At 71.9% G+C, this 19,680-nt stretch carries 17 protein-coding genes and 1 pseudogene; 6 read left to right on the top strand and 12 right to left on the bottom strand.

What is annotated here, in order from left to right; genetic code table 11:
* Positions 1-3: 3 nt before the first annotated feature.
* The 4 genes from ACIA8N_RS13115 (at position 4) to ACIA8N_RS13100 (ending at position 4,652) form a co-directional block, all read left to right on the top strand.
* Positions 4-1,344 carry a sugar ABC transporter substrate-binding protein gene (locus ACIA8N_RS13115; protein WP_365780309.1) on the top strand — a complete coding sequence of 447 codons (1,341 nt, stop codon included), beginning with the start codon at positions 4-6 and terminating at the stop codon, positions 1,342-1,344.
* Positions 1,341-2,144, top strand: coding sequence for a rhamnogalacturonan acetylesterase (locus ACIA8N_RS13110; RefSeq protein ID WP_399416271.1), 804 nt, complete (start codon positions 1,341-1,343; stop codon positions 2,142-2,144). The genes ACIA8N_RS13115 and ACIA8N_RS13110 overlap by 4 nt, the downstream gene beginning before the upstream one ends.
* Positions 2,141-3,439, top strand: coding sequence for a polysaccharide lyase family 1 protein (locus ACIA8N_RS13105; protein ID WP_365780307.1), 1,299 nt, complete (start codon positions 2,141-2,143; stop codon positions 3,437-3,439). The genes ACIA8N_RS13110 and ACIA8N_RS13105 overlap by 4 nt, the downstream gene beginning before the upstream one ends.
* 88 nt (positions 3,440-3,527) lie before the next feature.
* Entirely contained in the window at positions 3,528-4,652 is a 1,125-nt protein-coding gene (locus tag ACIA8N_RS13100; RefSeq protein WP_365780306.1) for a pectinesterase family protein, read from the top strand.
* A 47-nt stretch (positions 4,653-4,699) separates the two neighbouring features.
* Here the strand turns inward: ACIA8N_RS13100 and ACIA8N_RS13095 are convergent, their stop codons facing one another.
* The gene (locus tag ACIA8N_RS13095) at positions 4,700-6,205 is read right to left on the bottom strand and encodes a carboxylesterase family protein (protein ID WP_365780305.1); all 1,506 of its coding nucleotides are present in this window, start codon (positions 6,203-6,205) and stop codon (positions 4,700-4,702) included.
* Positions 6,206-6,297: 92 nt separating this feature from the next.
* A complete protein-coding gene (locus ACIA8N_RS13090; RefSeq protein ID WP_365780304.1) occupies positions 6,298-7,977 on the bottom strand; it encodes a rhamnogalacturonan lyase B N-terminal domain-containing protein in 1,680 nt (559 codons plus the stop codon).
* A 245-nt stretch (positions 7,978-8,222) separates the two neighbouring features.
* Here ACIA8N_RS13090 and ACIA8N_RS13085 point away from each other — a divergent pair, with 245 nt between their 5' ends.
* Positions 8,223-9,593, top strand: a complete 1,371-nt coding sequence (locus ACIA8N_RS13085; RefSeq protein ID WP_365780303.1) for a polysaccharide lyase family 1 protein — start codon at positions 8,223-8,225, stop codon at positions 9,591-9,593.
* Positions 9,594-9,639: 46 nt separating this feature from the next.
* Entirely contained in the window at positions 9,640-10,725 is a 1,086-nt protein-coding gene (locus ACIA8N_RS13080; RefSeq protein WP_365780302.1) for a right-handed parallel beta-helix repeat-containing protein, read from the top strand.
* Positions 10,726-10,753: 28 nt separating this feature from the next.
* Here ACIA8N_RS13080 and ACIA8N_RS13075 read toward each other — a convergent pair whose 3' ends face one another.
* The 10 genes and pseudogenes from ACIA8N_RS13075 to ACIA8N_RS13030 form a co-directional block, all read right to left on the bottom strand.
* Positions 10,754-11,431, bottom strand: a complete 678-nt coding sequence (locus ACIA8N_RS13075; RefSeq protein ID WP_365780301.1) for a hypothetical protein — start codon at positions 11,429-11,431, stop codon at positions 10,754-10,756.
* Positions 11,432-11,486: 55 nt separating this feature from the next.
* A complete protein-coding gene (locus ACIA8N_RS13070; protein ID WP_365780300.1) occupies positions 11,487-12,128 on the bottom strand; it encodes a SigE family RNA polymerase sigma factor in 642 nt (213 codons plus the stop codon).
* Complete coding sequence (locus ACIA8N_RS13065; protein ID WP_365780299.1) at positions 12,109-13,188, bottom strand: LacI family DNA-binding transcriptional regulator; 1,080 nt, start codon at positions 13,186-13,188, stop codon at positions 12,109-12,111. Before ACIA8N_RS13065 ends, ACIA8N_RS13070 begins: the two co-directional genes overlap by 20 nt.
* A 366-nt stretch (positions 13,189-13,554) precedes the next feature.
* Positions 13,555-13,986 carry a hypothetical protein gene (locus ACIA8N_RS13060; protein ID WP_365780373.1) on the bottom strand — a complete coding sequence of 144 codons (432 nt, stop codon included), beginning with the start codon at positions 13,984-13,986 and terminating at the stop codon, positions 13,555-13,557.
* A gap of 106 nt (positions 13,987-14,092) precedes the next feature.
* Complete coding sequence (locus tag ACIA8N_RS13055; RefSeq protein WP_365780375.1) at positions 14,093-14,215, bottom strand: hypothetical protein; 123 nt, start codon at positions 14,213-14,215, stop codon at positions 14,093-14,095.
* Between the two features lie 52 nt (positions 14,216-14,267).
* A pseudogene (locus ACIA8N_RS13050) lies at positions 14,268-14,618 on the bottom strand (transposase); the annotation flags it as partial.
* Entirely contained in the window at positions 14,615-15,004 is a 390-nt protein-coding gene (locus ACIA8N_RS13045; RefSeq protein WP_365780298.1) for an IS5 family transposase, read from the bottom strand. The pseudogene ACIA8N_RS13050 and the gene ACIA8N_RS13045, both read right to left, overlap by 4 nt.
* Before the next feature lie 87 nt (positions 15,005-15,091).
* Entirely contained in the window at positions 15,092-15,709 is a 618-nt protein-coding gene (locus ACIA8N_RS13040) for a hypothetical protein (RefSeq protein WP_365780297.1), read from the bottom strand.
* Positions 15,710-15,811: 102 nt separating this feature from the next.
* Positions 15,812-16,861, bottom strand: a complete 1,050-nt coding sequence (locus ACIA8N_RS13035; protein ID WP_365780296.1) for a rhamnogalacturonan acetylesterase — start codon at positions 16,859-16,861, stop codon at positions 15,812-15,814.
* A gap of 20 nt (positions 16,862-16,881) precedes the next feature.
* Complete coding sequence (locus tag ACIA8N_RS13030; protein ID WP_365780295.1) at positions 16,882-19,629, bottom strand: Tat pathway signal sequence domain protein; 2,748 nt, start codon at positions 19,627-19,629, stop codon at positions 16,882-16,884.
* Positions 19,630-19,680: the final 51 nt, after the last annotated feature.

Below are 19,680 nucleotides of genomic sequence, written 5' to 3'. Positions count from 1 at the left end.
ACGATGACCATCTTCCCCGGCGGACGGCGCAGAGCCGCCCTCGCCCTCGCCCTGTCCGGCGTCCTCGCCCTGACCGCCACCGCCTGCGGTGACGACGGCAGCGGCTCGGGCGGCGAGAAGGGCAACGAAGGGTCGGGCAAGGGAAAGATCACCTTCTGGGACAACAACGGCGGTGTCCGCACCGACGTCTGGAAGGAGATCATCGCGGACTTCGAGAAGGCGAACCCCGACATCGACGTCGAGTACGTCGGGATCGCCTCCAAGGAGGTCCAGTCGAAGTACGACACCGCGATCCAGGGCGACGGCCTGCCGGACGTGGGCGGCGTCGGCGCCGCGATGCTCGCCGGGATCGCCGCGCAGAACGCCCTGGAGCCGCTCGACGCCCGCGTCGAGGGCAGCTCGCTCAAGGGCAAGCTGAACAACGCCATGCTCAGGAGCGTCACGGCGGCGGGCGGCCAGGACAAGCTGTTCACCGTCCCCACCTCCGCCAGCAACGGCGTGCTCTACTACCGCACCGACCTGTTCAAGGCGGCCGGGCTGCCGGAGCCCACCACGTGGTCGAAGTTCTACGCGGCGGCCGAGAAGCTGACCGACGTCGACAAGAACAAGTTCGGCTACACGATCCGCGGCGGCGCCGGCTCGATCGCGCAGGCCCTGGACGCCATCTACGGCCAGAGCGGCATCACCAGCTTCTGGGACGGCGACAAGACCACCGTCAACGACCCGAAGAACGTGGCGGCCCTGGAGAAGTACGCGGCCCTGTACAAGAAGACCACCCCGGCCGCCGACGTCAACAACGACTTCACCAAGATGGTCGCGCAGTGGGACAGCGGCGAGATCGGCATGCTGAACCACAACCTGGGCTCCTACCAGGACCACGTGAAGGCCCTCGGCACGGAGAAGTTCCGTGGGATCCCCAACCCGACGCTCGACGACGGCACCCGGGTGCAGGTCTCCAACCCGGTCGACGGTCTCGGCCTGTTCTCCACGAGCAAGAACAAGGCCGCCGCCTGGAAGTTCATCGAGTTCGCGGCCTCGCACGCCTCCAACTCCAAGTGGAACGAGTCGGCCGGCGCCATCCCCGCCAACACCGAGGCCGCCAAGGACCCCTGGCTCCAGGAGGCGGAGCCGACGAAGCTGGGCGCCGACGTCCTGTTCAGCGGCGAGGCCAAGATCGTGGAGCTGCCGTACTACCTGCCGGACTGGAACACCATCTCCAAGGCCGACAACGAGCCCGGCTTCCAGAAGGTCCTGCTCGGCAAGTCCACGGCCAAGGAGTTCCTCGACGGCCTGGCCGAGCAGCTGAACAAGGCGCAGGCCGAGTGGCAGCAGCAGAACCCGTGAGCGTAGGCCGCCGCGCGGTGGTCACGGCCGGGGCGGGCCTCGCGCTCGCCCTGGCCGGGGCATCCCCGGCCCGTTCCCAAGGACCCTCCATGCGCACCCTCTTCATCGCGGGCGACTCCACGGCCGCCCAGAAGTACGCCGACGCCGCGCCCGAGACCGGTTGGGGCATGGCCCTCCCGTTCTTCCTGCACCGGGACGTCCGGGTCTCCAACCACGCGGTCAACGGGCGCAGCACCAAGAGCTTCCTCGACGAGGGACGGCTCGACGCGATCCTGGCGGCGATCCGCCCCGGCGACCTGCTCCTGGTCCAGTTCGGCCACAACGACCAGAAGACCGCCGACCCCACCCGCTACACCGAGCCGTGGTCGACCTACCAGGACAACCTGCGGGTCTTCGTCGAGGGCGCGCGCTCCCGCGGCGCGCTCCCGGTGCTCGCCACCTCCGTCGAGCGGCGGAAGTTCGCCGCGGACGGCACCGCGCTGCGCACCCACGGCGCCTACCCGGCGGCGATGCGCGAGGTGGCGCGCGCCTCCGACGTACCGCTCCTCGACATCGAGTCCCTTTCGCTCGCCCTGTGGCAGGGGCTCGGCCCCGAGACCACCAAGACGTACTTCAACTGGACCGCGACCGAGCAGGACAACACGCACTTCAACCCGCCCGGCGCGATCGCCGTGGCCCGGCTCGTCACCGCGGAGCTGCTCCGCACCCACGTCCTCACCCCCCGCGAGACCCGGCGCGTGGAGGACGACGTCCCCGCCGACCGGATCACCTGGCCCGCATCCGAGGAGACCCGTACGTGAACAGACGCAGCAAGCAGCTGGGCCTGGTGGCCGCGACCGCCCTGGTCCTGACCGTCACCGCCCCCGCGGCCGGTGCGCACACCGGCCACCGGCCCGGCGCAGACCCGGCCCGCGCGACCCTGCCCGCCGGTGACGGCTGGGCCTCCGCCGGGACCGGCACGACCGGCGGGGCCGCCGCCGACGCCTCCCGGGTCTTCACCGTCAGCAACTGGGAGGAGTTCCGGGCCGCGCTCGCCGTACCGGGCACCGAGCCGCGGATCGTGAAGGTGGTGGGCACGCTCGACGCCACCGCCGCCGGCTGCGCCGCCTTCGAGGCCCCCGGCTACGACTTCGCCCGCTACCTCGCCGACTACGACCCGGCCGTCTGGGGGTACGAGAACGAGGTCAGCGGCCCCCAGGAGGAGCTGCGGGCGGCGTCCGCGACCGCCCAGGGCCTGGCGATCAAGGTCAAGGTGCCCGCGAACACCACGATCGTCGGGGTCGGCGGGAACGCCGGGATCACCGGCGGCAGCCTCCAGGTGCAGGGCGTCGACAACGTCGTGGTCCGCAACCTCACCCTGGAGAGCCCGCTCGACTGCTTCCCGCAGTGGGACCCGACGGACGGCGCCACCGGGGCGTGGAACTCGGAGTACGACAGCCTCGTCGTGTACGGCTCCACCCATGTGTGGATCGACCACAACACCTTCACCGACGGGGCCCACCCGGACAGTTCGCTGCCCTCCTACTACGGCGAGGTGTACCAGCAGCACGACGGCGAGCTGGACGTCGTGCGGGGCGCGGACCTGGTGACCGTCTCCTGGAACGTGTTCACCGACCACGACAAGACCCTGATGATCGGCAACAGCGACAGCGCCGGCGCCACGGACCGGGGCAAGCTGCGGGTCACCCTGCACCACAACCTCTTCAAGAACGTGATCGAGCGGGCGCCCAGGGTCCGCTTCGGTCAGGTCGACGCGTACAACAACCACTTCGTGATCCCGGACGGCTCCTACTCGTACAGCCTGGGCATCGGGCAGGAGTCCCAGCTGGTCGCGGAGAAGAACGCGTTCACGCTCGCCGCGAGCGTCCCGGCCGGGAAGATCCTGAAGAAGTGGAAGGACGCCCCCGTCACCACCGCGGGCAACTACGTGAACGGCGCGCCGGTGGACCTGCTCGCCGTCCACAACGAGCAGTACCCCGAGGAGCTGCTGCGGGCCGACGCGGGCTGGACCCCCGTCCTGCGCACCCGGGTCGACCACCCGAGGGCCGTGCCCGGGGTCGTCGGCCACCGCGCGGGCGCCGGCCGTCTGCGCTGAACCGTTCCTGCCGTACCCCGTGGGGAGTCCGGGTCCGCTCCCGGACTCCCCCTCTCCCCCTTCATCGAACCAGCGAAGGAGCACCCGTATGCCCTCGCACGACCCCCGGGCCGTCCTCGGCCGCCGTGCCCTGCTCGCCGCCGGCACCGGCGCGGCCCTCGCCCTCGCCCTGCCCACCGCGTCGGCGTCCGCGGCGAACTCCCCCTTCGGCCGGTACGGTTCACCGGCCGCCCGACGGGACGCCCGGACCCTGTACGTGCACCCCGGCGGCCTCGGCGACCACAGCACCGTGCAGGCGGCCGTCACCGCCGCGAGCGGTTCCGGCTGGACCCTGGTCCTCGCCGCCGGCACGTACCGGGAGACGGTCGCGGTGAGCACGGCCCGTACGGGCATGACGTGGATCGGAGCGACCGGCGACCCGAAGGACGTCGTCGTCGTGTACGACAACGCGGCCGGCACGCCGCGCCCCGAAGGCGGCACGTACGGCACCTCGGGTTCGGCGACCACCACCGTCCAGGCGGACGGCTTCACGGCCCACGGGGTCACCTTCGCCAACGACTTCCTCCGCACCGACCTGCCCGGCAACCCGGGCACCCAGGCGGTGGCGATCAAGGTGCAGGGCGACCGTTCGGCGTTCTTCCACTGCCGCTTCCTCGGCCACCAGGACACCCTGTACGCCGACTCCATGGCCCTGTCGGCCTTCGCCCGCCAGTACTTCTCGCACTGCTACGTCGAGGGCGACGTCGACTTCGTCTTCGGCCGGGCCACCGCCGTCTTCGAGCACTGCCACTTCCGTACGCTGGTCCGCACGGACCTGGCGGGCGCCCCGTACGGCTTCGTCTTCGCCCCGTCGACGGCGGGCGCCAACCCGTACGGGTTCCTCGCCTCCCGCTGCCGGGTCACCAGCGAGGCCCCGGACGGCTACTACAAGCTGGCCAGGCCGTGGGTGCCGAGTTCCGACCTCACCGCCTGGCCGTCCCTCGTCGTGCGGGACAGCGTCCTCGGCGCGGGCGTCGACGCCGTCGCCCCGTACGCGAACATGCGCGAGGCGCACCCCTGGCAGGCCCAGCGCTTCGCCGAGTACCGCAACGCCGGCCAGGGCGCGGAGATCACCGTCCCGGAGAACCGTCCCCAGCTCGGGGCCGTCGAGGCCGCGTCCGCGACCCGGTCGGCGTACCTCGGCGACTGGGACCCGCGGCGGCTTCTCGTCTGACGGGGCGGCCCGTTCACGGGCGGAGGCCTCTCACGGGCCGAGGCCTTTCACGGGCGGAGGACGGGGAATTCCGCCGCCGCCCAGAGCGCGCGGACGGCGGGGGCCGGCTCGCCGGCGGGATCGCCGTCCGCGGTCCAGGTATGGGCCGGGGAGGCCGAGTCGTCGGCCTGCCGCCAGCCCGGGTTCCCGGTGGCGGCGAAGTCGGCCCACGCGCGCACCATGCGGCGCGAGAGGCCGTGGTCGGCGGCGCTCGGGGCCCCTCCGACGAGGAAGGACAGGGCGTCGTCCCCGACGTTGCCGAAGGCGAAGGGGATGTCGGCGCAGTGCCAGGCCCGCACGTCCCCGTGCGGTCCGGTGCGCCGGCGGTCGAACCGTGACAGGAAGGCCCGGCCGCCGGCGCGGGCGTGCTGCTCGACGAGCCGGTGGGCGTACTCCACGAAGAGCAGGTCGCCGAAGACGGTGAGGTAGGTGTCGGGCACGGAGGCGGCGGGCATCGCGGTGCGATAGCCCGCCACCAGGCCGTCGGGGAGCCCGAAGTCGACGGCGAAGCGGTCAAGGCGTTCGTCGGTGGTGATCTTCGCGCAGCTGCCGACGGCGTCGAGCAGCCAGTACTCCTCCGTGGTGTGGCAGACGAGCAGGTCCACCTCCCTGGTCAGCCCCGCGGCCATGCCCGTGAGGGGGTCGGTGGGCAGCACGTCGCCGTCGAGTACGGGGGCGTAGAGCGACGGGTCGTAGTGGCGGGACCCGGAGTGGGGGTCGTTCCGGTAGGCGTCGACGACCCGGTCGGAGGCGATGAGCAGGTCCTGCGGGCCGGCGGACGCCAGGCCTTCGGGGGTGGCGGGGCAGCCCGCCGCGGCGGCGACCTCGCGGGTGGTCGCGGCGGCGACGTCGAGCGGGTAGCAGGGGCTGGCGGGGCTGTGGGCGATGACGCGGTGGAACAGACCGCGGGCGCGTTCCATCACCATCAGGCAGGCGGCGGAAGCGGCTCCGGAGGACTGGCCGGCGATCGTGACGTTGCCGGCGTCGCCGCCGAACGCGGCGATGTTGTCCCGGACCCAGCGGAGGGCCGCGACCTGGTCGAGGAGGCCGCGGTTGTCCGGGTGGGCGACTCCCTCCGCAGGGGGGACGTGGCCGAAGCCTTCGAAGCCGAGCCGGTAGTTGAGGGTGACGACGACCAGACCGGCTCGGGCGAGGGCGAGGCCGTCGAAGTCGGGCTGGGCCGAGGACCCGAAGGTGTAGGCACCGCCGTGGAGCCAGACCAGGACGGGCAGCGAGCCGCCGCCGTCCGGGGCGGGGGTCCACAGGTTGACGGTGAGGATGTCCTCGTCGCCCGGGGACCACGTGGGCGCGCCGGGCAGCTCCGCCGACTGCGGGGCGATCGGGCCGTGGGCCGTGCAGTCGCGCACTCCGGCCCAGTCGGCCGCCGGGGCGGGCTCCCGGAACCGGAGGGCGCCGAACGGCGGTGCGGCGTAGGGGATTCCGAGCACGGCGACGACGTCGGCGGACGCCCGGAAGCCCCGTACCGCACCGTGTGTCGTCTTGAAGGTGTCCATGGGTTTCAGCCTGCCACCGCGCCCCTGACCGGCACCAACACCAAGATCATGACGATTCACGCACCACCGGTGTCAGTGCCGGGGCAGACGTGTCAGGGCAGCAGGTCGACGCAGTCGATCGAGGTTGCCGGGCTGAGGAAGCCGGTGCCGGTGGAGCCGCTGACGACGTTCAGCCTGAGGACGTTGTACTGGCTCGGGTCCGCCTTCCAGGCGCTCGCCGGGACGACGTACGTGAACGTGTGGTTGTTGCCCCGGTAGGAGCCGTTGGTGAGGGAACGGGTCGAGGGCTGGGCCGGGGGTGAGGGGATCGCGGAGACCCAGTCGTTGACGGTGACCTGCGGGCGGCCGTTGAGGAAGGCGGTGGTGACCCCGATCCGCAGGGTGTGGGCGGCGGCGGCCTGCGCGGCGGTGAGCCGGAAGTACACCAGGATGCCGTCGTTGACGCCCTTCCAGAGGTAGCAGGGGAAGGAGGCGGTGACGTCGCCGCCGCCGAGGACGACGTTCCCGGTCCAGGAGGCGGCGCGGACGTCGGCCGGGTGGGCGTACGTCATGAGGGCGGCGTTCTTGAACCCGGCCGGGGTGCCGTTCCAGTCGCCGATCCGCCAGAGCGCGGGGGCGGTGCTCGGGTCGTTGGTGAGGGTGATCGTGTGGAGGGCGGTCGCGGCGCCGGCCGTCACGCTCACCGTGCCCGTGTGGACGGCGAGTTCGCCCTTGTACACGGTGAGGGTGTACGTGCCGGGGAGCATGCCCCGGCAGGAGAAGGCGCCGGTGCCCGCGGTGGCTCGCGTCCAGTACTGGGCGTCGGCGTTGGCGAAGCCCACGGTGTACTCGTGTCCCGCGGCCATGCCCTGGAGCCCGACGCCCGCGACCCGGCCACGGCCCGCGGCGCCGACCCAGCCGGGTATGCCGAGGCCGTCGACCCAGCGCGTGTCGTGGTTCGCGGCGAAGAGGGCGGGGTCGGGGGCGCCGCCGTCGGTGAAGGCGAGCAGGTACGGCCCCTGGAGGCCGAAGCGCATCGGCTCCGTCTGCGACTGGTTGTAGTGGAGGATCTCGTACAGACCGACGCCGAGTTCGTTGGAGTGGCGGAGCAGGGACCGGTAGAAGGGGCCGCCCGAGGCCTTCTCGTGGTTGGAGCGGACCATCCAGAGGCCGGCCGATCCCGTGGTGTACCCGATGTGGTCGTAGTCCATGACGCGGACGCCGGAGTAGTGCTTGGAGCGGGTCTGCCCGTCGGCGCGCTGCCAGACGTCGCCGGCCTCGATGACGGTGTCGGCGCCCTCGACCCACGAGTCGGGTCCCTCGTTCGGGAAGATTCCGGGCCTGAGGCGGGCGATGAAGCGGGTGGCCGTGAAGGACGTGTCGGCCTTGTCGGTCCACAGGTAGACGTTGTTCAGGCCGGCACGGGCCGCCAGGTAGTGGCGGAGCGTGCCGTGGACGACGGTGACGAGGACGGTGGAGCCGGCCTGCGCGAGGGTGACGGTGGAGGCGCCGAGGCCCGACTCGACGTGCGAGTGCTTGCCGCCGTACCCCTCGTACTCCCTGCCCTTGTAGACGAGGGAGGTGAGGTCGCCGGTCGACTTGGAGACCTTGAAGACCAGTCCGGCGCCGGTGTCGACGACGTACTGGCCGCCGTCGTCGCTCCAGCCGAAGCCGGCGGCCGCGGCGGTGCCCGGGGCGGGCCCCCCGGTGGCGGCGACGGCCGTGCCGGCGACGGCGGCCCCGAGGAGGGTACGGCGGCGGAGGGACTGCGCGGAGGTGTCGTACGAGCTCATCGGCGTGCGGCTCCTTCGGTGGGCGGTGCGGCTGCCCGTAGGTCGCCGCCGCCTGGAGAAGGGTTGCCGGAGCGTTTCGAAACGTTTCACACGATCGACGTCCTGGATTTGTGAACGTCGTTGACTAAAGGGCGGTCGACTCCTAGCGTCGTCCCCGTTCCAAGCAGAAAGCGCTTACCATCCGCGTTCCCCGCCCTTGCGCCCCGCCCTGGTTCGCCGGGACGGATCACAGAGGAGAGAGCCCCATGAGAGTCCCCCTCCGCACGCCCGGGGTCCGGCGCGTCGCCCAGCTCACCTCCGTCGCCTGCCTGGTGACCTGCCTCGCCGTCCCCGCCTCGGCCCACCCGCGCGAGGACCGCCCCGACGCCGGCCTGGCCGCCGGCCAGGACCTCGGGCGCGACCTCGGGCGTGAGGTGCTCGCCGCCGGGGACGGCTGGGCCGCCGCCGCGGGCGGCACCACCGGCGGAGCCGCCGCCGACCCCGCCCATGTCCTCACCGTCCGCAGCCGCGCCGAACTCGTCCGCGCCCTCGACGTGGGCAGCGCCACCCCGAAGGTCATCAAGGTCGTCGGCACCGTCGACGCCAACACCGACGACGAGGGCCGCAGGCTCTCCTGCGCGGACTACACCACCGGCGGATACGACCTCGACGCCTACGTCCGCGCCTACGACCCCCGCACCTGGGGCGCGGCGAAGCCCGCCGGTCCGCAGGAGGAGGCCCGTAAGGCCTCGGCCGCACGGCAGGCCGAGCGCGTCGTCCTGCCCGTCGGCCCCAACACCACGATCGTCGGCGTGGGCTCCGACGCACTGCTGCGCGGCGCCAGCCTCCAGGTCCGGAGCGCGGACAACGTCATCATCCGCAACCTCGAAGTGCGCGACACCTACGACTGCTTCCCCACCTGGCAGCCCAACTCCGGTGGTCTCGGAGACTGGAAGTCCGACTACGACGCCATCTGGCTGCGCGACGCCACCCACGTCTGGGTCGACCACGTCACCCTGAGCGACAAGGGCCGCCCGGACGCGGCGGAACCCACCCACTTCGGCCGCAACCTCCTGCGCCACGACGGACTCCTGGACATCACGAACGGCTCCGACCTCGTCACGGTCAGCTGGAGCCGCTTCGCCGACCACGACAAGGCGATGCTGATCGGCAACGGCGACGGCGTGCTGACCGACCGGGGGAAGCTGCGGGTCACCCTGCACCACAACGAGTTCCGGGGCATCGTGCAGCGGGCGCCGCGGGTCCGCTTCGGACAGGTCCACGTCTACAACAACCGGTACGTGGTCCCCGAGGACGCCCACGACTACCGCTACTCGCTGGGGATCTCCACCGAGTCGGCCGTCGTCGCCGAGAACAACGCCTTCACGACGCCGAACCACGTCGAGGTCGCCGACCTGGTGAAGAGCTGGAACGGCAGCGCCCTCACCCAGCGCGGGAACGTCTTCAACGGCTTCCCGGTCGACCTCCTCGCCATCCACAACTCCTACAACTCGGGCAGCGAGCGCGATCTGACGGCCGACACCGGCTGGACGCCCACGCTGCACGGGCCCGTCGACGACGCGCCACGGGCCGACCGCGAGGTCGCCCGCCACGCGGGCGCCGGCCGCGTCCGCTGACCCCCGCCCCGACCCGCCCACTCCCGCGTCGCCGAGGAGCGATCCCGTGCCCCGTCCGACCTCGTCACTCCCGCGCCCTTCCACTCCTCGGCGCGGACGCGTCCGCGTCCTCATGGCCGGGGCGCTGCTGCTCGCCCTGGCGCCGTTCCATCCGGCGAGCGCCGCCGACCCCGTACCGAGCGGCGCCGAGCGGTGGTCCGACACCGCGCACGGCTTCGCCTCCCTCGCCGGTGGCACCACCGGGGGCGCGGGCGGCCGGGTCGTCACCGTCACGGACCCGGCCTCGCTCGCCCGGTACGCGGGGGCCGAGGAGCCCTACGTCATCCAGGTGGCGGGATCGCTCACGCTTGACCCCTTCGGCACCGAGATCACCGTCGCTTCGGACAAGACCGTCATCGGCCTGGGCGACTCGGCCGAACTCGTCCACGGAGGGCTGCACCTCGCCCCCGGAACCCACAACGTCGTCATCCGCAACCTCACCATCCGCGACACGGCGGTCGACGGCGACTGGGACTGCAAGGCGACCGACCACGACGGGATCCAGATGGACACCGTCCACCACGTCTGGATCGACCACAACCGCTTCTCGCGCATCTGCGACGGCCAGCTCGACATCCGCAAGGACAGCGAGTACATCACCGTCTCGTACAACCGGTTCGAGGACAACAACAAGACCTTCGGGATCGGCTGGACGTCGAACGTCCGCACCCAGATCACGATCGACCACAACCTCTTCGCCCGAACCAAGCAGCGCAACCCCTCGGTGGACAACGCCGCCTACGCGCACCTCTTCAACAACCACCTGACGGCGCAGAACGATCCGGCCGACCCGGTGTGGACGTACGGGAACTGGTCGCGCGGCCGGACGAAGATGGTCATCGAGAACAGCTACTACGACGGGGTCCAGCACCCGTTCCAGGCCGACGCCACCGCCGAACTGGTCCAGCGGGGCTCGATCCTGAGGAACACCGGCGGCAGGCACGACACGTGGGGCGCCGCCTTCGAACCGCGCGCCTTCTACTCCTACCGGCTCGACCCGGCCGCCGCGGTCCCCGCCCGGGTGAGCCGCTTCTCCGGCCCGCAGAAGAAGATCGGCGCCCCCGCGGAGACCGGCACCCCGGCCGCCGGCTGAACCGGACGGCGCCTGCGTGCCCGGCCGGTCAGCTTTCGGCGGACGTCACGAAGCCGCCCCGCAGGGTGGTGCGGCCGCCGTCGCCGCCCGTCAGGACCACGGTGTACGTGTCGGCCGAGGCGTCCCGTACCCCTTCGGCGTGGTTGTACTGGCCCGCGAAGACGTGGGGGCCAGGCGGGACCGTGCGGCCCGGTTTCAGGGTCCAGCGGTAGACCAGGGCCCCGGCCTCCTCGGTCACCTTCGTGGTGAAGTCCTCGTCGGGGCGGGTGCGCCAGTGGCCTGTGCTGACGACGCCGGGGGTGCGGGCGATCCTCAGTTCGACGGTGAGGCCCGTGACGGGCGTGTCCGTCGTCAGGGCGAGGTCGCTCTGGGCCCACCAGCGGTTGCTGCCGGGGTCGATCGTGCCGGTCGCCCGCGCCGTCGGGCCGGGCGCGGGCAGCGTGGTGGCGGGCAGCGCGGGCCCGGCGGGCCGGTCGGCGAGCGTCGTCGCCGCGAGACCGCCGAGGCCGAGCACCCCGGCGACGGCCGCGGCCACGGCCACGACCGCGAAGCGGCGGCCCGCCCACCGGCTCGGCGGCCTGACCGGCCGGGCCGCCGGGGCGGGCGTGGCGATGCCGCGTTCCACCCGGGCGAGGATGCGGGCGTGGTCGGGCCGGTGCGCGAGCGCCGCGTCCCGCAGCTCGCGGCGGAGCCGTGCCTCGTCCATCAGCGCCTCCCGGCGAGTTCGGTGGCGGCCCGAGGTCTAGGGCCTGTCGTGTGGATCATGCCGGGCTCCCGGGGCCTGGCACCGCGCCTCGCCGCGTTGTCGTCGGTTGCCATGGCTCCGCCATGGCGCCCTCCTCCGCCTTGCGATCCACGGCACCAGGCCCCGCTCCCTCATCCGGCATGATCCAAACGACAGGCCCTAGCAACCGCTGGAGTTCCGCCATGCCCTTGGCGGTCTGGCTCTTGACGGTACCGACCGAAATGCCGAGGGCGAGGGCGGTGTCGCGTTCGGAGAGGTCGAAGGCGTGCCGCAGGACGACGCAGGCGCGCTTGCGGAAGGGCAGGGAGCGCAGGGCCGCGCGGACGTCGACGACCGCCGGGACGTCCGGGTCCTCGGTGTGGTCGGGGCGCCGGTCCCAGAAGGCGGCGATGCGGCGCCGTTCACGGACGGTGCCCCGGATCCGGGTGCGGACGAGGTTGGCGACGACGCCCCGGGCGTAGGCGGCGGGGTGGTCGGCGGCGCGGACCCGGTCCCAGCGGTGCCAGAGGGCGAGCATGGCGTCGGCGGCGAGGTCGTCGGCGGCGTCGGTCTCGCCGGTCAGCAGGTGGGCGAGACGGGCGAGTTCGGCGTAGTGGCGCTCGAAGAAGGCCCGGAACTCCGTCGCGCTGTCGCCGGACTCAGTGTCCGCCGTGACCACGACGGTCCTCGGTGGGTGCGGAGAGGGCCGGCAAAGGGGCGGGGGCGGGGCCGGTGCTGGCGCGCGGGGTCAGCCGGGGAGCGATCAGCTCCGTGCCCCCGGGCCTCTCGCCCTCCAGTCGTCGGACGATCCGCTCGACGGCGAGCCGGCCCATCTCCTGGGCGGGTACGGAGACGGCGGTGAGCGGCACGGAGGCGTGCATCGCGACCTGGTCGGGGCAGATGGCGACGACGGAGACGTCCTCGGGGACGGCGCGGCCCTGGTGGCGCAGCAGCGCGAGGAGGGGTTCCACGGCGGCTTCGTTCTGGACGACGATCCCGGTGGTGCCGGGGCGTTCCTCGAAGACGCGGGTGACGGCGGCGGCGACGGCCGCGTAGGTGCCGTCGACGGGCCGGTGGAGCAGGCCGACGCCGTGGTCGCTCGCGGCGGCGCGGAACCCGGTGAGGGTGCGGGCGGCGAATCCCGTTCCGCGTTCGTACACGGCGGGGGGCTCGCCGAGTACGGCGATGCCGGTGTGGCCGAGGCCCGCGAGGTGTTCGACGCAGCGGGCTCCCGCGGCCTCGAAGTCGAGGTCGACGCAGTCGAGTCCCGCGGTGTCGGCGGCATCGGCGCTCTCGGTGGGGAGTCCGATGAGGACGGCGGGCCGCTCGGCCGCGCGGAGGTACGGGAGCCGCGGGTCGTCGAGCCCGACGTCCATGACGATCATGGCGTCGGCGATGGCGCTGCCCTCGACGCGGCGGACGGCCTCGGGGCCCTCCTCGCCGGTGAGCAGGAGGACGTCGTAGCCGTGGGAGCGGGCCGTGGTGGTGACGGCCATGGCGATCTCCATCAGGACCGGCACGTAGAGGCCGGTGCGGAGCGGCATCATCAGGGCGAGGACGTCGGTGCGGCTGCTGGCGAGCGCGCGGGCGCCGGCGTGCGGCCGGTAGCCGAGGGCGTCGATGCTGTGCTGGATCCGCTCGCGGGTGGGGGCGGATATGGAGCGTTTGCCGCTGAGCACGTAGCTGACGGTGCTGGCCGACACCCCGGCGTGACGGGCGACATCGGCGAGGGTGACCACGTGTGCGCTCCTCGGCAGTTCCCGGTGTTCCGGGCGTACGCCGCCCGTCGATGATTCGGACCCCGACAGTAGGCGGCCGCTCGGCGAGCTGTCCAGGCGGGCCACGAAGACTCCAAGGGTCCGGTGGTCGGGCGGGGTTGCGCGGGGCCCGCGCGTGAGGGGACGGACCTCGGCCGGCAAGCGCTTTCACCGCCCTTGGCGGCCGACGCGGGGCCCCGTACCCGCGACCGCGGGAGAACGGGGCCCGCATCGAGTCCCGCTAGGACTTGTCCGGCCGATCATGTTCGGAGACAGATGAAACCGGTCCAGCTCCGGCCAGGACCGGCAACGGCGACTTCAGTACCTGTGCGACCCCGGTTGGGCTGGTTACCAGCACGACCGCGGGTCTTGTACGTGCTGTGGCGAGTGCCGGTCCTCTCCCCTGCCCAGACCGGTGCGGACCAGGAAGCCGGGGTCCACCTCCCCCGGCGGGGCAGCGATGTGCACCCGCTGGGTCCCGGGGATGCCCACCTCGACGAGGACTCCACCGCGGAACATCCACAGACCGAACAGGTCGTCGTCCTCGTCGTGCAGCATGACCTGCACGCAGGCCGGCTCGTTCCACGGCAGGGACTCCAGGTCATTGAGCACGCCGCGGCGCCGGTCCCACCGCTCGAACTCGATGTGCCAGCCCCCTACGAACCAGGGGATCTGCACGAAGCAGCCGTGCCAGGTGCGGGCCTCGTCCGGTCGCGTCAGCGGCTCCATCACCTCGTCCTCGTACCGCGCCAAAACGATGACCTGCGCCATTCTGCTCATGGCCACATGTCACATCATGCCGGGTACCGAGGGCAATCGGTTCGGGACCTGGAGCCGTTGAGGCTCCCTCCGTACGCGGAGTTCGCCGCCCAGGCCTGCCGGGCGGTCACGTTCGGAGCCAGATGGTGAGGGCTGCCGCGGTTGCGGTGCCGAGGTAGACGTAGCGGCGTTTGCCGTAGCGGGTGGCGACGGCTCGATGCTGCTTGAGGAGGATAATGGCCCGTTCCACGGTGTTGCGTTTCTTGTACCGGTCCTCGTCGAAGCCGGGTGGTCGTCCGCCGCGTGAGCCTTTGCGAAGGCGCCTGGCTGTCGGTCTTCTCCGGGATCGTGTGCCGGATGCCCCGGCACCGCAGATAGTCGCGGCAAGGCCCGTTGCTGTATGCCTTGTCGGCCGCGACACTGTCCGGCGTCTTGCGTGGCCTGCCCGGGCCGGACTTCGGGACGCGGATCTTCTCCAGCACCGGCTTGAACTGGGTGCTGTCCGCCCGCTGGCCTGGGGTGACGATCAAAGAGAGCGGGCGGCAACGGCCGTCCGCGCTCAGGTGAAGCTTCGTGGTCAACCCGCCGCGCGAGCGGCCCAGGCCCTCACCTCCCTCACCATCTCCACGAGGCGGGCGTGCAGGCTCTGTCACGCGGTTTCGTCCTGATGTTCTGGGACTTCGTCCCCCTTTGAGGCGGGTGCCGGCGGTGGGTCGGTGCGGGCGCCGGCCGCGTGCTGATGCGCTCGCACGATGGTGGAGTCCACCGAGATGTCCCAGTCGATCTCACCTGCCGCGTCGGCCTCGGCCTGGACTTGCTGAAGCAGCCGTCCCCATGTTCCGTCGGCCGACCGCAGTCGATGGCGTTCATAGACCGTCTTCCACGGCCCGAACCGCTCGGGCAGGTCACGCCACTGCACCCCGGTCCGCACCCGATGAGGAATCACGTTGATCACCTGCCGGTGATCACGCCAACGGCCGCAACGCCCATTACTGACTGGCAGGAACGGCCGCAGCCGTTCCCACTCCGCATCGCTCACATCACCCCGCCCCGTGTCCACCTGAAACGATGCGTGGCCGGAGCAGTCACGTGATCGACATGGACTGGCTGGCACCGATCAGAGGGATCACTCCTGAGGCGGGCCGATAACTGACTGACCGATCTGCTCTGCCAGCCAGGAAGCGTGCCGCTCCTCGCACCCGTCACGATTCCTACGGCGCACGTGGACGAGCACAGTGTGGTCATCGGAGCGCTGGTCGAGACCCAGGGTTCGGCAGTTGAACAGCAAAGAGACCCGGGCGTTGTCGGCTTCGCCGCGGATGCCACGGTCCGGTGCATCAGGCCAGATCAAGCTGGACCACCAGATCTCGCCGATGTTCGAGCTCACCAAGGCAGCGAACTCCTCCTCCACGCTGCCCACGGGCCGATATTCCATCGACGCCCAGAGCGGCAGGTGCGAGGAGAGGAAGTCCCGATCGGTGGAAAGGTCGGGCGCGTGGACGCCGCCGTGGAAACCCGTCGGGTCGGAAGGATCCCGCGCCCAGTCCTCGACGTCCTCTTTCCGGAACCAGGCATCCGGCAGCGCCTCGCGTATCCGCAACACTTCCGGGACGGTGCACAGCTCGACGTCCACCGACACCTCCGCGTACTGCCGGTCACCCACTCCCACAAGCTGACGCGCCACACGCAGAGCCAGTACAGGGTCGGTGGTGCGGAAGATCGGGTACGCGATGGGGTTGGACATGCGAGCACCTTGCCACAGCCGACAACGGACGAAGATCCTTTTCCTGTGAGGCCCGATCAGGATCGCTCTCGCCGAACTGTCATGTGATCGCCCGGACAGGTCCTAGCGGAGGAGAGCGTCCGGGACGATGCCGCGGGCCCGCAGCTCGGCCGCGACGAGGGCCGCGTATTCGGTGGCCCCGCGCATCGAGGTGTGGGTGTTGTCCCGCCTCTCCGTCGTCAGGTAGAGCGCCTTGGACGCCTCGGGGCCCAGCTCCTCGACCCGTGCCTTCGTGAGGGCGGTGAGCTCGATCAGCGGGGTGCCGAGGGAGCCCGCGAGGGCGCGGATCTCGGCGGGGTGGTCCACGCCGAGGCCGTTGACGAGCAGGGCGATGCCGTTGTCCAGGGTGCCGTCGGCGTTGAACCAGCGGCGGACGATCGGGGTGACGAGGACGGGTTCGCCGCCCTTGGCCCGTACCCGCTCGACCAGGCTGGTCAGGTTGGCCCGGTAGGTGGCCGCGTCCGTCTGCTTGTCGTTGTGGGCGAGCTGGATCAGGACGGGGTCGCCGGGCCGGATCGCGGCCTCGACCCGGTCGAAGAGGGCCGGGTTCGCCAGGAAGGTGACGGTGCTCTCGCCGGAGTCCGCGTGGTTGGCGACCGCGATCCCCCGCCTCAGATGGGCCGGAAGCAGCTGCCCCCAGCCGGTGTACGGGTCGCCCGGCTGGTCGCAGACGGTGGAGTCGCCGACGAGGAAGAGCCGGTGGGCCCCCGGGGCGGGGGTGACGCGGAGCGAGGTCACGCGCGGGGCGGAGCCCCCGAGGACGAGGTCGAGGCCGGGGCTGCCGGCGGCCCCGGTTGGCTCGCCCTCCGGGTCGCGGACGTCCACGGTGAACGAGCGCCGGACGTACTGCCCGGCCCCGGTCGCGGTCTCGGCGAGCAGGGCGCGCCGGGTCTCGCCGGTGACGGCGGTGGCCCCGGCCTCCTCACCGCCGAGGACCACGGAGACCTCGTACGTGCCGGGCGCCACGTCGAAGTGGCAGGCAAGGGTTCCGTCGGCGGCCGGGGCGCAGTGGTCGAGTCCCTGGCCGTAGGGTCCTTCGGCGTGAGCGGTTGGGGCGGCGGCCAGCGACCCGAGGAGGATCGCGGTCGCGGCGAGGAGTGCGGTCCTTCGCATGGTCCTGTTCCTCTCGGTGCTCACGCGGGCAGGTGGTCGCCGACGAGGGCGAGGTTCTGGATGGCGGCGAGGCCGTACAGGGCCGTGGTGTTGGTGCTGATCCACAGGTGCTCGTAGCCCGGTTCGAGGGCGGCGGAGCCCTGGACGGGGGTCTTGTCCCAGACCATGGCCGCCGTGTAGCCGTCGCTCTTGTCGAACTTGGCCCAGGCGCGCTGGGCGAGCTTGGCGTCGTTCAGCTGGGCGGCGGCGTAGGCGTCCTGGCGCGAGTGGCCCTGGAAGAGCAGGAGCGTGCCGAAGTTCTTGCCGTAGCGGGCGGCCTGTTCGGTCTTGGAGGCGTTGAAGTAGCGGCAGTAGTCGAGCCAGGCCGCCTTGAACTCGGGCAGGTCGACGAGGTCGATGAGCTCGGCGCACATCTCGACGAGGCCGAACATGGCGGAGAGGTGGGAGACGCCGACGACGGGTTCGGTCGCGACGGCGAAGCGGCCGGTGTCGAGGTCGTAGAGGCCGGTGCCCTGGACGAAGCCGTTGGGCTGGGCGGCGATGGTCTCCATGGTGGAGCGCAGCCGGGCCTCGGCCTTGGCGGCCTTGGGGCCGCCGCGTTCCCACTCGGTGAGCCAGGCGGCGGCGAGACCGCTCCAGTCGGTGCCGAAGCCGATGGAGAGGGCGTGGCGGTCGGGCGTGTAGGGCTCGGTGCGGATCTTGCGGATGGGGTCGAGGACGAGGAAGGTCTCGTCGGAGTCGACGAGGTCGTGCATGAGGTCGCCGACGCGTTCGTCGGCGGTGAGGAAGTAGTAGGGCCTGCGGTAGACGGCGGTGGAGATGCGCTGCTGCTTGGCGCTGCAGGCGAAGTGCTGGACGCCGTGGCGGGTGCCGAGTCCGGCCCACCGGCCGAGGTGGTAGACGTCGACCTCGCCGGTGTGGCGGGTCATGGCCTCGGCGAAGCGGAAGACGTCGGCGCGGCCGGAGCGCAGGTAGGCGTACCAGAGCCACAGGTCGGGCGAGAGTTCGGAGTTGTCCCAGGCGTAGCCGCCGACGTCGTACCGCCACTGGTGACGGTCCTCGTCGTAGGTGTGCATGATGTCGCCGTAGTCCCAGAAGCCGTACCAACGGCGCTGCTCCGCCTGGTCCTTGTAGTAGGTGAAGAGGTAGTCGAGGTGGTCCTCGATCTTCGCCTTGGCGGGGGTGGAGCGGTCGACGGGCGAGAACAGTCCGCCGAACACGCGGGCGCGCACGAGGTCCTCGGGGCTGACGGCGAGCTGGGGCGGGGTACGGACGGCGGCGGACTGCTCGACGAGGGCGCCGGCGGTGGGGGTGGCGGCGTTGGCCCAGAACATCAGCTCGCTGGTGCGGGCGATGCCGTAGGGCGTGCCGAAGCCGGGTTCGTAGTCCTCGTAGGTGATGTTGAGGCCTTCGAGCTGCTCGGGGAAGGCGTCCTGGCCCATGCCGTCGTGGTAGAAGCGCAGGTCCATGGGCTGGGCCTCGGGTGACCAGAGCCAGAGGGTGACCTCGGCCTCGTCGCCGGCCGCGTTCCTGATGTCGAGCTGGGCGGGGTGCTTCTGCCAGAAGTCGCGCAGGCCGAAGGAGAGTCCGCCGGTGACGCCGCCGACGTAGCCGAAGCCGCTCGCGCGGCGGCCGCCGCCCGCGGGGATCCAGCCGTGGCCGGCCTTGGTGCGCTTGCGCAGGGCGAAGCCGTCGGCGGAGAGCTGGGAGAGCGTGTAGTCGCCCCAGGTGGGGACGTACTGCATGCGGGTCGTGACGCGCTGGTCCCAGGTGGCGGGGTCGGGCAGTTTCTCGCCCTTGACCTGGGCGGTGCGGACGGCGGCGCCGGGGTCGCGGCGCAGTCCCGTGATGCCCTGGACGGCCTCGGTGAGGAATCCGGCGCCCTCGCCCGCGATGCGGACGTGCCGGTCGTAGGCGGCGTCGCGCATGGGGACGGTGAAGCGGACGCCCAGGCCTCGGATGAAGTCCCCCTGACTCTGACCGGCAGCCTGGTCACCGTCGTAGGTGATGGTGTGGACCATGCGGAAGGACTCGGAGCCCGCGTAGAAGTAGAGGCGCACGGAGAACGGCAGCCAGCTGCGGCTGCCCTTGCGGTGCTTGCCGTCGACGCGGACCACGGCGCGGACGGGGCCGGTCTGTTCGACGACGGCGCCGGAGATCTCGCCGTCGAACCGCTCCCACTTGGCGTTGCCCTGGTCGCCGTCGTCGAGGTCGCTCTGCCGGAGCAGGACGAGCCGGCCGTCGGTGGCGATCTTCACGCCGTCGCGGGTGACGGACTCGACGAGCTTCCCGCCGTCCTTGGAGACGACGGCCCGGACGGTACCGGTGTCGATGGTGATCCGGCGGTCGGTCTGGCTGACGGTCACGGTCTTCGCGGCGGTCGCCGGGGACCCGGGGGCGAGGGTGAAGCGCTCGGCGCCGGCGGCCTCGGGTCCGACGGCGTGCGCGGTCCACTTGAGGGAGCCGTCGGGCCAGCGGGCGGTGGTCCAGGTCTGTACGGGGATGTTCTCGCCGTCGGCGGTGGTGAGCGCGAAGGCCTGGTCGCCGGGGTGGACGCCCTTGGGCCAGGCGGCGCCGAAGGTGGAGCCGGCGGCGGCGCCGAGCCCGCCGGGTTCCAGCCAGGTGACGGTCGCGGGCCGCCCTTCCCCGGTGGCCTCGGCGGCGGGGGCGGCCTGCGCCTGCTCGCGCCCGAGGACCCAGCTGAACTGCGCGGCGGCTCCGGCCACGGCGGCGGCCTTGAGGAGGGAGCGGCGAGGTATCGAGGACACTGAGACTCCTTTCATGGGCATGCCGACGGCATGCCCGCGGAAGCGGGGGTA

The organism is Streptomyces sp. NPDC051822, assembly GCF_044452745.1.
In the GTDB taxonomy this organism is placed as follows: Bacteria; Actinomycetota; Actinomycetes; order Streptomycetales; family Streptomycetaceae; genus Streptomyces.
This window is presented reverse-complemented; position numbering and strand designations above follow the sequence as displayed.

What these genes read in the sequence shown, in the direction of transcription:
- ACIA8N_RS13090 (WP_365780304.1), bottom strand. Translation starts at nt 7,977, where the DNA reads ATGAGCTCGTACGACACCTCCGCGCAGTCCCTCCGCCGCCGTACCCTC.
- ACIA8N_RS13040 (WP_365780297.1), bottom strand. Translation starts at nt 15,709, where the DNA reads ATGTCCAACCCCATCGCGTACCCGATCTTCCGCACCACCGACCCTGTA.
- ACIA8N_RS13075 (WP_365780301.1), bottom strand. Translation starts at nt 11,431, where the DNA reads ATGGACGAGGCACGGCTCCGCCGCGAGCTGCGGGACGCGGCGCTCGCG.
- ACIA8N_RS13115 (WP_365780309.1), top strand. Translation starts at nt 4, where the DNA reads ATGACCATCTTCCCCGGCGGACGGCGCAGAGCCGCCCTCGCCCTCGCC.
- ACIA8N_RS13100 (WP_365780306.1), top strand. Translation starts at nt 3,528, where the DNA reads ATGCCCTCGCACGACCCCCGGGCCGTCCTCGGCCGCCGTGCCCTGCTC.
- ACIA8N_RS13095 (WP_365780305.1), bottom strand. Translation starts at nt 6,205, where the DNA reads ATGGACACCTTCAAGACGACACACGGTGCGGTACGGGGCTTCCGGGCG.
- ACIA8N_RS13060 (WP_365780373.1), bottom strand. Translation starts at nt 13,986, where the DNA reads ATGAGCAGAATGGCGCAGGTCATCGTTTTGGCGCGGTACGAGGACGAG.
- ACIA8N_RS13085 (WP_365780303.1), top strand. Translation starts at nt 8,223, where the DNA reads ATGAGAGTCCCCCTCCGCACGCCCGGGGTCCGGCGCGTCGCCCAGCTC.
- ACIA8N_RS13035 (WP_365780296.1), bottom strand. Translation starts at nt 16,861, where the DNA reads ATGCGAAGGACCGCACTCCTCGCCGCGACCGCGATCCTCCTCGGGTCG.